The following is a 14,355-nucleotide window of genomic DNA, read 5'->3' as shown; positions in this document are numbered from 1 at the left end:
TCATTAAGCAGAATACTCAGCTTGGTCATATTCATGATCAGCTATACTGCCCATGGTATACAATCCCCTGAAGCCGCTTTGAGTGATATTCAGCGCAGCCAATTTGACGATCAATTCGATGTCCTTCTGGTAGGTGAAAAACAAATACCGATTGTGATTTCTGAATCAAATACGCCACTGACCCGTGGCGTAGCTGTTATGGTCAGTGAATCAGGAAGAAACCCATTCAGTGTTCAAGGGTTGGCTCAACTTTCGACTTCCCTGAATAACGTTGGCTGGGTAACGATGATAATGCCGGCCCCTACGAGTGGCTTTTGGCCTACTCCCGATGAAAATCCTGACGTCAACCCAGATGCTAATGCATCAAGCCAGCCCCCTGCTTCCACTACCGCAGGAACAAACAACAACACCCTAAATAAAGCTGCAATGAGTCAAATAGAACAAAAAGCATTTGATCTTCATGAACAGCAAATTATCCAGCAAATGCAAGCTATCAAAGATAAAACCCGTCAATACAATGGGTTCTTCTTAGTCATAGCTCAGGGCACAAGCGCAGCGTGGCTAACCAAAATATATGCTGAGAAAAAATTAGAATACCCTGATGCTATGGTGTCAATCAGCCTTCAGTGGCCAGACCGCAGTTACAATCAACAGCTGCCTAAGTGGGTAGCAGAAACACCGATGCCTTACCTTGATGTATATTCTGCAGCGGATACATCATGGGCAAAAGCAACCGTGAGTCAACGTAAGATTCAATCAACCAAAACGTTGAAAATGATGTATCGACAAAGGGAACTCACTGGGCAAACGATGGACAGCCAGCAATTCGCCCGTTTAGGAAAAGAAATATATGGCTGGTTAACGTTTATGGGCTGGTAATTAAAGAAGGCTAATTTGGTGAATTAATTCTCCCCGCAACCAGTATTTTATATTTAGTGAATGTCTCAGTATTTCAATCAGATGAAAATTTTATTCGATTTCTTGGGAACATATATCGTATTTGCGGTCTATACTTCTTAGTATTCCACTAACCGGAGTCTCTCAAACTAGCCGTGAATATTAAGAACTTTATAAACAGTAAAGCTGGTCAACTCGCTTTTTTTGTCCGGGGGTATTGGTCCTATAAAATCCCCTATATAGAGTTAGACCTGTATTTTTGGGATACCCTTGAAGAATGGGCCCACGTCAAAAAAAGAGATGATGAACCATACTCCCAGAAAGAACGAGTCTTCTGGCATTTGCTGCATCAATTAAACTATTGGCCAGAACAAAAGTTATTACACGATCAATATCTCCGTTCTGAACTAGAGGCCTGTATCAATTATTTAGAGGGTGAAGGACAATACCCCCTCGATTGTATCGGTATCCGACCGTAACTCTTCCAAACTTACCCCCATTGTGCTGCTTAACTAAAATAGATATTGAACTGTCAGGTCATACGTGATCCAATAACGCTTTTCCTAAGCGACTGAATCTCTGTGTCTGAAACCATAAAAAATACTCTTCTTTGTTACAAAGATAAGCGTTTGCTTTTTGTCTTTTTGTTCGGTATCGCCAGTGGTTTTCCTTGGGTGATGATTGGCTCAGCACTATCTGCTTGGCTGCAAGAAAGTGGCCTAAGCCGCTCTTCTATTGGCTTAATTGGCTCAATTACAATCGCTTACTCAATTAACTTTCTATGGTCACCTTTACTGGATAGGGTTCAACCTCCACTGTTAGGGCAACGGCGAGGCTGGATTGTCACTACCCAATTAATGATCATTATTGCTTGTGTGGCTATGGCTGTGGTACCCGCCCAGGAAAATCTGTTGATTATTGGTTTAGTGGGCTTTTCAATTGCCATATTTTCAGCCACCCAAGATATTGCAATTGATGCTTACCGAATCGATATAATTCACCCCCATGAAAAAGATAAACTTGCTGCAGCATCCTCGATGGCAACGGCAGGTTGGTGGACAGGTTACGGTGGCTTAGGTGCAATTCCCTTTTTTATAGCCGACATGGCAGGGTGGCAATGGTCGGATATTTACTTCATTCTTGCCGCTATCATGGCAGGACTCATGCTAATGGTCTTTTTTAGTGATGAGCCTGTCACTAGCCGCATTGAACAACAAGCGGCAGCCAGTGCACGCTACGCCAAAGCCATGGTGGGCGATCTTAAACTAAACGGCTCTCAGCGCTTAATTAACTGGTTGGCAGTAACACTAGTAGAGCCTTTTCGCGACTTTTTTAGTCGCAATAGCGTAAAACTGGCACTTTCCATTTTAGCATTCATCTTTTTATTCAAAATTGGTGAAGCCTTCTTAGGTCGCATGAGTATTGTCTTTTATAAAGAATTAGGTTTTAGCAACAGTGACATTGGCAGCTATTCAAAACTGTTGAACTGGTGGGTAACTATTGTTTTTGCTGTGTTAGGTGGAATGGTAAATGTTCGCTATGGTATATACAGAGGCTTAATGACCGGAGGGTTTGCCATGGCAGCAAGTAACCTCATGTTTGCGCTGATGTCAGTAGTGGGCCCTGATAAGGCACTCTTTGCCGCTACTATTTTTGTAGATGGTTTTACCGCAGCCTGGAGCTCAGTTGCATTGGTGGCGTTTATTTCTCTACTATGTAACCAAGCATTTTCAGCTTCTCAATATGCACTAATGGCTTCCTTAGGCACATTAAGTCGCACCCTTATGGCTTCTGCCAGTGGTTTCTTAGTTGATTGGATGGATGGCAATTGGGCGTTCTTTTTCATCCTCACTGCCATAATGGTGATGCCAAGTTTAGTTATATTATGGCTGATTAAAGATCACATTTATGCGCTAGAAAAACGTGATCAGAGATGAGTTTTTCAACTAAAGATGAAAGATACAAATAATTTTTTGCTAAAACTTGCTGACTCGGTTTCGTCCTTCCTTTTTAGATGTGTACAAAGCTTGGTCGGCTTTTTCTAACCAAGCCATATGATCTTGATAAGTCACTTTAAACTCTGCAATACCAATACTGACACTAAACGGTATTTCATTACCGTCATAAACCGGCAGTAAAGCTTCGCAACTACTCCTTATCCTTTCAGCCACTATCATCGAATTTTCGGCGTTAGTGTCGGGCAATAATATCGCAAACTCTTCTCCACCATAACGCCCAGCAAGATCGGTTTCTCGAATGGATTGTTGCACCACATTAGCCAAGGTTTTTATAATGTAATCGCCGGCAGGGTGACCATAGGTATCGTTCACTTTCTTAAAGTGGTCAATATCTAACATCAACACAGAAGCCGGCAAACCATTACGCACTATCCGTTTGTGTTCGAGGGAGAACTGCTCTTCCCAATAGCGGCGGTTAAATACTCCTGTGAGGCCATCAACTCGGCTAATTTGCTCTAATTGTTGGTTTAGGGCCTTGATGCCATTTTTATTCAATGCTTCATCAGTCACGTCATATACAACGATACAAATCTGCTCAACCACACCTTCTAATGATGTCAGTGGAAACAATGTGACATTTTGATACATAAAGTCTGAGGCTGAGGTTATGGGTCGACTGGTTTCAAATTTAAACAAATACGGTCGTTGTTCCCAAATAATAAACGCAGGGCTTTTAAGGCTAACAACAGGCTCGGTTTTTAATAAAAACCATTCTTTATCTATTTCAGGAAAAAATTCAAAAAGGTTCTTATACTTGATTTGACTAGGCAGAATACCGCTATTGTTTTCCATAAACTGATTCCACACCAGCACATTAAAATCGCGGTCTAGTACGGTGATCCCCACTTCAATTGAGCCAAGTAAATCAAACTGCCAATGCAGTGCATTAATGTCAGAGAAGTCGTCACTCATTATTTATCTGTTACCTTCTACCAGTTTTTCAAACATCAGATCGATTGATTTATCTGGAAATAACAAGAGTAAATCAAAGTTTATAGACTTCGCTTTTATTCCATAGCCGATCTCAACAGCTAACACTTTATTCCATCTCGACACATTACTTTTCAATAGCTCATCTAGACCACAGTGCTGTCCCAAAAGAATCGGGTGATTATGGGTAAAGGTTACATCTAACTGTTCTGACAGTGCTGTCAAACAAGCGCTTACAGCAATATTTGCCACATCCATCAATGCTTCTAACTCGATGGATTCGTTAATTTCAACGTGCTTGTAATTTAATAGCTCTACCATATTTGTGAAGTTTGAATCATTAAACATCATGATGGCTTCGCCATTAATACCCGCACTAATGAAACCTTGAGAAGTGGCCGACACGCTCTCATTATCACTAATTTCAGCGAGTGCCATATGTAACTCTGTAGTGTCAATCAAGTTAACATTGGGGATGGGCAAATCAATAAACACATTAAGCAATTTGGCCAATTTCTCACCTGCTTGGCCCATTGCCACATTGGCCATTTCTCGATAGACGTCCAATTTTTCGGCCATAGTAAAATGCATAGAATGGGACAAAGTAGGCATTGCAGCTGGATTGATGTCATTGCTAGCCGTAGAGTCTGATTGCAAATCACTTTCTGTATAAAGACCATATTGGGTTAAAATTGTGGTTAGTTTTTCATTATCCACTGGCTTACTAATGAAATCTAACGCCCCCATTTGCTTCATGCGGGCACGGGCTTGAGGTTGCACATCGCCCGAGACCACAATCACAAGCGTGGGTAAGTCCTGTTCTTTGATCAGCTGCATGGTTTGATAACCATCCATAATAGGCATATTTAAATCTAAAAAAACCAAGTCAGCTTTACCAGCCTTGATCATTTCGATACCTTGCTTGCCATTTTCGGCGAAGCTTAAACTGATATCCCAGCCACGAGGTAAAGCACGCGCCATTTGCTTTCGTGCAAAACCAGAATCGTCGCATATCAATATATTAAAAGACACGGAAATTTCTCATCAGATTGCAACCGGCGCTTTGATATGTGGGTAGCATTCATAACCCACTAATTCAAAGTCATCAATCGTGAAATCGAATAGGCTTTTAACATCTGGGTTTAACTTCATTTTAGGCAGTGCTAGAGGCTCCCTGCTAAGTTGCAGTTTAGCTTGCTCTAAATGATTTGTATAAAGGTGAGCATCACCAAACGTGTGGATGAAATCGCCTAGTTCCAAATCACATACTTGTGCAACCATCATAGTTAACAAAGCATAACTGGCAATATTGAATGGCACCCCTAAAAAAATATCACCACTTCGCTGATACAGTTGGCACGACAACTTATTATCAATAACGTAAAACTGGAACATGGTATGACATGGAGGAAGGGCTTGTTTACCTTGTTTAGCATTTTCTTTTGGCGATAATTTGCTATCGGGTAGCACAGTAGGATTCCATGCACTTAATAATAAGCGGCGAGAGTCAGGGTTGTGTTTTATTTGCTCTAGCAACTCGCTTAACTGATCCACCACAGTGCCATCAGTTCCTTGCCAGCTGCGCCATTGCTTACCGTAGACAGGCCCCAGTTCGCCTTCATCCGTGGCCCATTCGTCCCAGATACTGACGCCATTGTCTTTTAAATACGCAATATTGGTTTCACCTTTAATAAACCACAGTAGTTCGTGAATTATTGAGCGTAAATGGCATTTTTTCGTAGTGATTAACGGAAAACCATCGGCTAAATTGAAACGCATTTGGTATCCAAAGATACTTAATGTGCCCGTTCCTGTGCGATCTTCTTTTTTGCTGCCACTTTCCAATACATGACGCATTAGTGATAAATATTGCTGCATTTAAACTTTCTTACCTTTTTTTAATTTAGTGCTTTGAGGTTGATGTATTTGATTGCGTTTGTAAGCCCAAAAAAGCAATAAAATACCAATGATAATCATCGGTAAAGACAGCATTTGCCCGCGACTGAAGAAGCCTAAATACAAATCTAAATGACTATCCCATTGACGGAAAAATTCCACAAAGAACCTAAAACATCCATAACCTAACAAGAATACGCCACTTACGGCACCGATAGGACGGGGTTTCTTAGAATATAACCACAAAATAATGAACAACAAAACCCCTTCTAAAGCAAATTCGTAAAGCTGCGAAGGGTGGCGCGGTTCACTACCGGCATTCGGGAAAATGATCGCCCAGGGTACGTCGGTTGTACGCCCCCAGAGTTCAGAATTGATAAAGTTACCAATTCGCCCTGCACCTAGCCCAATCGGTACCAAAGGTGCAATAAAATCGCCAACCACTAAAAAAGGGACTTTTAAACGCCGAGCGCTTAGCCATAGCGCAGTTAAAACACCTAGCAATCCGCCATGGAAGGACATCCCACCTTCGTTAATTTTAAACAGGTACAATGGGTTGTCGAGAAATAAGTCAAATTGGTAGAACATTACATAACCGATGCGTCCCCCAAGAATCACCCCCAGAAACCCCCAAAATAACATATCGCTGAGCTGTTCTTTACTCCAGCCCGTGCGAGCTAAGCGACGATTAGCTAACCACCACGCCGCAACAAAACCGACTAAATACATCATTCCATACCATTTAGGACTTAAAAAACCCAAATTGAAAATGGCCGGATCAATTTCCGGAAGGGTGTAATAACTTTGCGACATAATTTCTATTATCCTAAGAACATTTGCACACTGACTATCACTAAGAAAGCTGCAAATATTTGTTTTAAACGTTGTGTATTTAATCGGTGGCTAATTTTAGCCCCGGTTTGTGCTGTAAATATTGATGTTAAGACGATGCCCAATGCCGCTGGCAAATAAATATAACCAAAAGAAGCCTCAGGTAAACCTTGTATATTCCAGCCCGCTAAAATAAAACTAAACGAACCAAATATGGCGATAACCATTCCACAGAAAGCGGCACAGCCAATGGCTTGTTTAATATCAACCCGGAACCAGACTAAAGCAGGCACCATAATCGCACCACCACCAATTCCCATAAAAGCTGAAATAACCCCTGTCATGCAGCCAATCGCCATCAACATGGGTTTAGAAATGTGACTTTTGACACTTTTCGGTTTTAGAAAAATCATTTGCAAGGCAATCGCTAAAACCATAAAAGCAAAAATAAGTTTTAAACTTTGTACGGGAATTCTCACAGCGATCTGAGGGCCAAGTAATGCGCCCAGAATAATACCAAGTGCGCACCAGATGACAATCTTTGAATTGATATGGCGTAAGCGAAAATGAGAAAAAGTGGAAGATAGCCCTGTGAGAATGATAGTTGATAACGACGTAGCAATGGCCATGGGTAAAGCGTGCTGTAAAGGCAAGCCCAAATAGCGTTCAAAAACAAACATCAAAACAGGGACAATAATTAAGCCGCCGCCGATTCCCAGCAACCCCGCGAGGAAGCCAACAACCGCTCCTAATAACAAATAAATAGCGAAAAGCATGGGTATTTCAGACAACTAAATACCTGCTCGAACTAATCCGCCCAAGCCAATTGACTCTAGATATTGGTTCACTTGTTCGCGCACTTCCCATGGGTCATCGCAGCTCAGAACACTGTCTAATAACAATTTAGATTGTTTGACGGTGACGCTTCTCACAACCCATTTTATCTTTAATAAGTTGTGGCTATTCATACTAAACTTACTGTATCCCATGGCGAGTAATAATATGATCCCGCCGGGTTCACCGGCCAACTCTCCACAAACGGTAATAGGGACATTATGTTCATTGGCTTGTTCAACAATACTTAATAGCGCCGCTAGCACTGCAGGGTGGTAACTGTCGTACAAGCCCGAAACGCGCGCGTTATTGCGGTCAACTGCCAGCAAATACTGAGTTAAATCGTTACTCCCGACCGAGAAAAAATCGACTTTTTTGGCCAATTGAGGAATTTGATAAATGACCGCTGGAACTTCCAGCATCACCCCAATTTTCGGCATTTCCAGGATTTTCCCGGTATCAGAAATTTCTTCCGAAACTTCATGATATGCCTGTTTTATTAAGCGTTTAGATTCATTAACCTCAGATACTGATGTCACCATAGGTAACATAATCTGTAAGTTGCCCAAACCGATGTTAGCCCGCAGCATAGCGCGTATCTGAACCAGAAAAATTTCTGGATGATCGAGGGTAAGCCTAACTCCACGCCAGCCCAAGAATGGGTTTTCTTCACTAATTGGAAAATATGGCAGTGGTTTATCACCGCCTACATCTAACGTCCGCATGGTAATGGGCTTATGGGGATCAGATTCCAGCATTTCGCGATACAGAGTCATCTGCTCTTGCTCAGAAGGAAAACGTTCCCTGAGCATGAAAGGTACTTCAGTACGATATAGTCCTACGCCTTCACCATGGGTGAAATTGGTGTTCTCCATTTCAGCCGAAAGACCGGCATTAATAAACAGTGACACCGTATAATCGTCTTGTGTTACTGAAGGTAGGTGTGCTTTTTCCAGTATGCGGTCAGAGAGTTCTTGCTCCTCAGTCACGAGTATATTGAATTCTTGTCGCACACTTTCCGAAGGTGAAACAATCACCTCACCCGAATAACCATCGACCAGCAATTTTTTACCATCGAGCAAAGAAAGGGGTGCATCGGATAATCCCATAACTGCAGGCAGCCCCATGGCACGGGCTAAAATCGCGGCATGTGAGTTACTAGATCCCCGTACGGATATAATTCCGCACAACTTCATAGTAGAAAACTCAGCAAGCATTGGAGCCGTTACTTCTTCAGCAACTAGAATCGCGTTTTGATCCACATCTAACGGGCGCTGATCCGGACTATCTGTGCCCAAAATATTGGCTAATATGCGGTTTGACAGATCTTCAATATCAACAGCCCGCTCTTGCATATATGGGTCACTCATATTGCGAAACTGTTGGATATAATTTTCAATAATATATTTTAATGAACTAGCCGCATCCCAGCCATCTTTTATTCGGCCTTCGACTTCATGACCAAGGCTATTGGCATCCAAAAGGTGGCTGTAAATTTGAAAAATAGCTTGTACATCACTTGGTACTTGCCCTTCAACACGATTAGACAACTCTTCTACTTGACTGCGGGTAATGTTTACCGCTTCGCGATAGCGGGCGATTTCTAGCTCTTTATTTGCGGAGCGTTTAGCCACATGACTGGCCAAGCTGACTTTAAAATGTGGGACAAAGCCAATTCCCATCCCCAAACCTGCAGATCCCGGTACACCTGATATTTTCCGTTGCCACTTATCTCGATTATTATCGTCAACAAAAGACAAGAAACCCCGGGTTTCCGCGTGCACTATTTCTAAAGCTATTTGGGTAGATAGGGTAACTAAGAAAGCTTCTTCATCTTCACTGAAACGACGCTTTTTTTTCTGCTGTAAGGTTAATACCCCTAACACTTTACGTTGATGTATGATTGGCGTACCTAGAAACGCGTGATACTTTTCTTCTTTAACCTCGGGATAATGTTTGTAGCGGGGGTGAGACTGAGCGTCGAGTATATTTAAAGGTTCTTCGCGCTGACCGATTAAACCAATCAACCCTTCTGAGAAGCCAATGGCGACTTTACCGACAGCGCCAGAATCAAGACCGTCGGTAGCCATAAGCATAAAATGTTGTTTTTCATAATTAGCAAGATAAACCGAGCAAGAGTCTACTCCAATAGCCCCTTTAATACTGCTAGTCAGGTGCTTTAAAGCCTCCTCCAACACGGGGATTTTACTGACTTCCTGAACTATCCGTTTTAAGCTAGTTATCATGGGCCTTTAAAACTATCTCCGTCGTCTACGATTCCGTTGAGACTGATTGTTTTTTGTGTAAATCGGCATGGCAAAAGACACGAATTCTTTCATTACGCGCCGATATACATCACGTTTAAATGACACAACGTTTCTTACTGGATACCAAAAACTGACCCATCGCCAATCATCAAATTCAGGATGCCCGGAACTCAACACATCCACGTCTGACTCTTTGCATTCAAGTTGCAGCAAAAACCACTTCTGCTTTTGTCCAATACAAACTGGATTAGTTCCCTGCCTAATCAATCTTTTGGGTAATTTATATCTGACCCAATTTTTAGTCACTCCAAGAATTTTAACGTTTTCTGGTTTTAATCCAACTTCCTCATTTAACTCACGATACATAGCCTGTTCAGCAGTTTCACCTTGATCTATTCCGCCTTGTGGAAACTGCCATGAATGTTGTCCATAGCGCTTTGCCCAAAATACTTGCCCCATTCTATTGCAAATCACTATACCGACATTCGCGCGGAAACCTTCGGCATCAATCACTTTGACTCCCAGGGGGATTGATTTCTTTAATATTTTGCCATTCTTCCATAAACTAAGGGTCAAGCAAAGCAATATCATCGCCAAACCGGCGTAACAACGAATAAAAAATAGTAAAAAAGGTTAAATTTGATCAAGCCCGCTACCAATCCCCCAAAGACTATTGATGAGCTTGTTACTCGTGCTCAAGCGTTAGCTGGTCTAACGTTAGGCGAATTAGCCAATTGGGCAAATATACAAGTTCCGGCTAATTTTAAACGCGAAAAAGGCTGGACGGGACAGTTATTAGAACTGTTTTTAGGTGCTCAAGCTGGATCTAATCCCGAACAGGATTTTCCCGACTTAGGCGTAGAATTAAAAACCTTACCCATAGATTCACAGGGCTTGCCATTAGAAACTACCTATGTGTGTTTCGCACATTTACTTAACGTTTCAGGCGTTACCTGGGAGACTAGCAATGTTAGAAATAAACTCAATTGTGTTTTGTGGGTGCCTGTAGAAGGTAGCCGTGAACTATTACCAGCACAAAGAAGGATTGCCACACCAGTACTTTGGCAACCCAGTCAAGCTCAACTGGCATTACTCAAACAAGACTGGGAAGAGTTAATGGACATGATTGTATTAGGTGGGGTAGAACACATCACTGCAAAACATGGGCAGGCATTACAAATTCGTCCTAAAGCGGCCGATGGTAAAGCATTAACGGACGCAATTGGTGCTGATGGACAAAGGGTAAAAACCCGGCCAAGAGGGTTTTATTTACGTAAACAATTTACTCAGCAAATACTCCTAGAGGCTTTTGTTGATTGATGCAGGCGAAAAATTAAAAAAGGGCCTAGCAGGCCCTTTAAATGATTTATTGGTTAAACTACTGCGGCGTTCTTAACACCATTAAGCGCAGTTCTGTCATATCTTCGATAGCATAGCGAATACCTTCACGCCCTAAGCCTGACTCCTTGACGCCACCATAAGGCATATTATCTACACGCCAACTCGGCACATCGCCAATCACAACGCCACCAACATCTAATACATCCCATGCTTTATGAGCTTTATAAATGTCGCGGGTAAACACACCGGCTTGCAAACCAAACTGGCTGTTATTTATTTCCTCAAGGGCATCGTCGTAATCTTGAAAAGGCGCGATAATTGATACTGGACCAAAAGCCTCATCAGCATTGATACTTGCGTCGCTAGGTACGTTTTCCATTACCGTTGCTTGCAGCATTGCGCCATCACGTTTACCACCACATAGAACACTGGCCCCTTTCGATTTAGCTTCAGCAATCCAATCATCAAGACGAGACGCTTCAGATTCGGAAATCATAGGGCCGATAAAAGTGTTTTCACTCAATGGATCGCCATGCACTAAATTCGACACTTTTTCCACATAACGCTGTTTAAATTCAGCATAGATGGATTCATGTATTAATACTCGCTGCACGCTAATACAACTTTGACCAGATTGATAATAAGCACCAAAAACAATACGTTCAATGGCATCATCTAAGTCTGTATCATGGTCAACAATGCAACCTGCATTACCACCAAGCTCTAAAATCACAGGCTTTTTGCCCGCTCGCGCTTTCAGATCCCAGCCCACATCAGGTGAACCAGTAAAGCTTAGTAATTTAAAGCGATCATCTGTGGTAAATAAGTCTGCACCATCACGACTACAGGGTAAAATTGAAAAGGCTCCCTCAGGCAAATCAGTTTCGGCTAAAATTTCACCAATAATTAAGGCTCCCAACGGCGTACGGCTGGCTGGTTTTAGTACAAAAGCACAACCAACGGCTAACGCAGGCGCGACTTTGTGCGCCGCCAAATTCAATGGAAAATTAAAGGGAGAAATAAAGGAACAAGGACCGATAGGTACTTTTTTATACATCCCCTGATAACCTTTGGCACGAGGTGTAATTTCCAAATTCATCACTTCACCGGTGATTCTAACCGACTCTTCAGCAGCAATTTTGAAAGTATCAATTAGGCGAGTCACTTCACCACGAGCATCTTTAATGGGTTTTCCGGCTTCAATACACAACGCATAAGCTAATTCTTCAAAACGCTCTTCAAAACGTTTTACGCAATGATTTAAGATCTCTTGACGCTCGTAAGGTTTCATTGCTGTGAGCGCAGCTTGGCTTTTTTCTGCAGCGTCAATTGCTTGTTCAATCACGTCAGCTTTAGCCATCGCCACTGTGGTAGCATTCTCGCCAGTATATTTATTTGTCACGACTAAATCTTGATTGGCATAGACCGCTTTATTCGCTAAGTAATAAGGATAAGCTTTCTGTAACATAGTTGCTCCTATAGTTTTTGGCTAAGTTCGCGAATGGTTTTATTTAACGTCTGGTCATTCAAAGAATAATCAACTGGCACATCAATTAGATGCACAGCAGGTTCAGCTAAACAAGCTTCAACTCGTGGTAACAACTCTTCTGCAGAGTTAATTCGCCACCCCTCAGCACCATAACTTTCCGCATACTTAACGAAGTCGGGATTGCCATAATCTAAACCGAAATTATCAAACGACATATGCGCTTGTTTCCATTTAATCATGCCATAGGCGTCATCACGTAAAATAATGACGACTATATGTAAATCAAGACGCACCGCGGTTTCCATTTCTTGGCTGTTCATCATAAATCCGCCATCACCACATACGGTAATAACTGATTTCTCTGGATACACAATTTTAGCAGCCATGGCCGAAGGTAGGCCTGCACCCATGGTCGCTAGGGCGTTATCAAGTAATAGCGTGTTGGGAAGGTAAGCCGGATAATTTCGAGCAAACCAAATCTTATATACACCGTTATCTAAGGTCACAATGCCATTTTTTGGCATGGCCGTGCGTATGTCTCGCACGAAACGCTCTGGTAAAATAGGAAAGCGATCATCATCTTCTGATACTTTGCGATGGGCAATATAGGCATCATGAACGTCACTGTAAAAATCAAGCTTCCAATTATTAGATGGAGTAATTTTTTGTTTAATTTGCCATATGCTATTGGCAATATCACCTACCACTTCTAGTTGCGGGAAGTAAACAGGATCTACCGCAGCGGACGCAAAATTAACATGAATGACTTTTTTGCCATCATTACTCATGAAAAATGGCGGCTTTTCAACTACATCATGGCCCACGTTAATAATTAAATCAGCCCGTGAAATTACTCGGTGTACAAAGTCGCCATCAGACAATGCAGTGTTGCCCATAAATAGCTGACCACTTTCATCTAAAACGCCTTTGCCCATTTGTGTGGTTATGTATGGGATACCGGTCTTTTCAACGAACTCTTTGAGCATTTTTGCAGTCAGTTTGCGATTTGCTGCAGCACCAATAAGTAACACAGGTGATTTTGCTGATTCAATCATATCAACAGCACGATTGATGCTCTTATCTTCTGCAATTGGACGCCTTACTACACTCGCTTCAATTAACTGAGCATTGGTTTTTTCGGCAGCAATATCTTCAGGTAATTCGATGTGCACAGCACCAGGACGTTCTTCGTGGGCCAAACGAAATGCTTCACTAACGATAGAAGGAATCCTGTCACCACTTACTACCTGAGTGGTATATTTAGTTAATGGACGCATCATATCAACCGCATCTATCACTTGAAAACGACCTTGCTTACTCGTTTTAATGGGTTTTTGACCGGTGATCATTAACATCGGCATAGCACCAAGTTGTGCATAAGCTGCTGGGGTAACTAAGTTTGTAGCACCTGGACCAAGAGTCGACAAACAGACGCCAACTTTTCCGGTCAAACGACCATAGGTTGCAGCCATGAAACCAGCCCCTTGTTCATGTCTGGTAAGTATAAGCTTGATAGACGACTTTCTTAAAGACTCTAATAAATCGAGGTTTTCTTCGCCGGGAATACCAAATACATATTCGACTCCTTCGGCTTCTAATGCTTGTACAAATAAATCTGATGCTTTCATATTCTTCCCATTAGATTGTTGGCTAGAACTACTAATATAAACGTTTAAAGATAGTCCATAATTCCCATCAAGCTAAATGTTAAATATATTCTAGTAGAACTCGTTAAATGTTAGCTTTGGTTACCATGTCCAAAAACTAGATTGAGTGTACACAGAGTACCCATTGAATTTAAATGTTTAAAAGTGATTACTTTAATCGTTTAATTATATCAAAGCAGAAAACC

At 42.0% G+C, this 14,355-nt stretch carries 12 protein-coding genes; 3 read left to right on the top strand and 9 right to left on the bottom strand.

Translation table 11 applies throughout. From position 1 onward, the window contains the following. Positions 1 to 33: 33 nt before the first annotated feature. Entirely contained in the window at positions 34 to 879 is an 846-nt protein-coding gene (locus tag ACYVIL_RS07960) for a DUF3530 family protein (protein ID WP_460312119.1), read from the top strand. Positions 880 to 1,472: 593 nt separating this feature from the next. Next, positions 1,473 to 2,834: an AmpG family muropeptide MFS transporter gene (locus ACYVIL_RS07955; protein ID WP_460312162.1), complete on the top strand. Its 1,362-nt coding sequence runs from the start codon at positions 1,473 to 1,475 to the stop codon at positions 2,832 to 2,834. 39 nt (positions 2,835 to 2,873) lie between these two features. Here ACYVIL_RS07955 and ACYVIL_RS07950 read toward each other — a convergent pair whose 3' ends face one another. Genes ACYVIL_RS07950 through rppH form a run of 7 tightly spaced genes read right to left on the bottom strand, consistent with a single transcriptional unit; the run spans position 2,874 to position 10,186 of the window. After that, positions 2,874 to 3,827, bottom strand: a complete 954-nt coding sequence (locus ACYVIL_RS07950; RefSeq protein WP_460312118.1) for a GGDEF domain-containing protein — start codon at positions 3,825 to 3,827, stop codon at positions 2,874 to 2,876. Between the two features lie 3 nt (positions 3,828 to 3,830). After that, on the bottom strand, positions 3,831 to 4,877 hold the full coding sequence (locus tag ACYVIL_RS07945; RefSeq protein WP_460312117.1) for a response regulator: 1,047 nt from the start codon (positions 4,875 to 4,877) through the stop codon (positions 3,831 to 3,833). A 12-nt stretch (positions 4,878 to 4,889) separates the two neighbouring features. Continuing rightward, positions 4,890 to 5,723: a thymidylate synthase gene (locus ACYVIL_RS07940; RefSeq protein ID WP_303471342.1), complete on the bottom strand. Its 834-nt coding sequence runs from the start codon at positions 5,721 to 5,723 to the stop codon at positions 4,890 to 4,892. Further along, the gene (gene lgt, locus ACYVIL_RS07935; RefSeq protein WP_303471344.1) at positions 5,724 to 6,554 is read right to left on the bottom strand and encodes a prolipoprotein diacylglyceryl transferase; all 831 of its coding nucleotides are present in this window, start codon (positions 6,552 to 6,554) and stop codon (positions 5,724 to 5,726) included. An 8-nt stretch (positions 6,555 to 6,562) separates the two neighbouring features. Further along, the gene (locus tag ACYVIL_RS07930) at positions 6,563 to 7,348 is read right to left on the bottom strand and encodes a sulfite exporter TauE/SafE family protein (protein ID WP_460312161.1); all 786 of its coding nucleotides are present in this window, start codon (positions 7,346 to 7,348) and stop codon (positions 6,563 to 6,565) included. Positions 7,349 to 7,363: 15 nt separating this feature from the next. Beyond that, complete coding sequence (gene ptsP / locus ACYVIL_RS07925; protein WP_460312116.1) at positions 7,364 to 9,652, bottom strand: phosphoenolpyruvate--protein phosphotransferase; 2,289 nt, start codon at positions 9,650 to 9,652, stop codon at positions 7,364 to 7,366. Between the two features lie 12 nt (positions 9,653 to 9,664). Then, positions 9,665 to 10,186, bottom strand: a complete 522-nt coding sequence (gene rppH / locus ACYVIL_RS07920) for an RNA pyrophosphohydrolase (protein WP_303471346.1) — start codon at positions 10,184 to 10,186, stop codon at positions 9,665 to 9,667. Between the two features lie 129 nt (positions 10,187 to 10,315). On the opposite strand from rppH, the gene mutH reads away from it, so the two are divergent. Next, positions 10,316 to 10,993, top strand: a complete 678-nt coding sequence (mutH, locus tag ACYVIL_RS07915) for a DNA mismatch repair endonuclease MutH (protein ID WP_460312160.1) — start codon at positions 10,316 to 10,318, stop codon at positions 10,991 to 10,993. Positions 10,994 to 11,051: 58 nt separating this feature from the next. On the opposite strand, the gene ACYVIL_RS07910 is transcribed toward mutH, so the two are convergent. After that, a complete protein-coding gene (locus tag ACYVIL_RS07910; RefSeq protein ID WP_303471349.1) occupies positions 11,052 to 12,482 on the bottom strand; it encodes an aldehyde dehydrogenase family protein in 1,431 nt (476 codons plus the stop codon). Positions 12,483 to 12,490: 8 nt separating this feature from the next. After that, positions 12,491 to 14,131 carry an acetolactate synthase large subunit gene (locus ACYVIL_RS07905; RefSeq protein WP_460312115.1) on the bottom strand — a complete coding sequence of 547 codons (1,641 nt, stop codon included), beginning with the start codon at positions 14,129 to 14,131 and terminating at the stop codon, positions 12,491 to 12,493. Between the last annotated feature and the right edge of the window lie 224 nt (positions 14,132 to 14,355).

The organism is Aliiglaciecola aliphaticivorans (assembly GCF_054782055.1).
This window is presented reverse-complemented; position numbering and strand designations above follow the sequence as displayed.

Bases quoted from the DNA above. Each gene is read 5' to 3' on its own strand.
- ACYVIL_RS07960 (WP_460312119.1), top strand. From the start codon at position 34: ATGATCAGCTATACTGCCCATGGTATACAATCCCCTGAAGCCGCTTTG.
- ACYVIL_RS07950 (WP_460312118.1), bottom strand. From the start codon at position 3,827: ATGAGTGACGACTTCTCTGACATTAATGCACTGCATTGGCAGTTTGAT.
- ACYVIL_RS07940 (WP_303471342.1), bottom strand. From the start codon at position 5,723: ATGCAGCAATATTTATCACTAATGCGTCATGTATTGGAAAGTGGCAGC.
- lgt (WP_303471344.1), bottom strand. From the start codon at position 6,554: ATGTCGCAAAGTTATTACACCCTTCCGGAAATTGATCCGGCCATTTTC.
- ACYVIL_RS07930 (WP_460312161.1), bottom strand. From the start codon at position 7,348: ATGCTTTTCGCTATTTATTTGTTATTAGGAGCGGTTGTTGGCTTCCTC.
- ptsP (WP_460312116.1), bottom strand. From the start codon at position 9,652: ATGATAACTAGCTTAAAACGGATAGTTCAGGAAGTCAGTAAAATCCCC.
- ACYVIL_RS07910 (WP_303471349.1), bottom strand. From the start codon at position 12,482: ATGTTACAGAAAGCTTATCCTTATTACTTAGCGAATAAAGCGGTCTAT.
- ACYVIL_RS07905 (WP_460312115.1), bottom strand. From the start codon at position 14,131: ATGAAAGCATCAGATTTATTTGTACAAGCATTAGAAGCCGAAGGAGTC.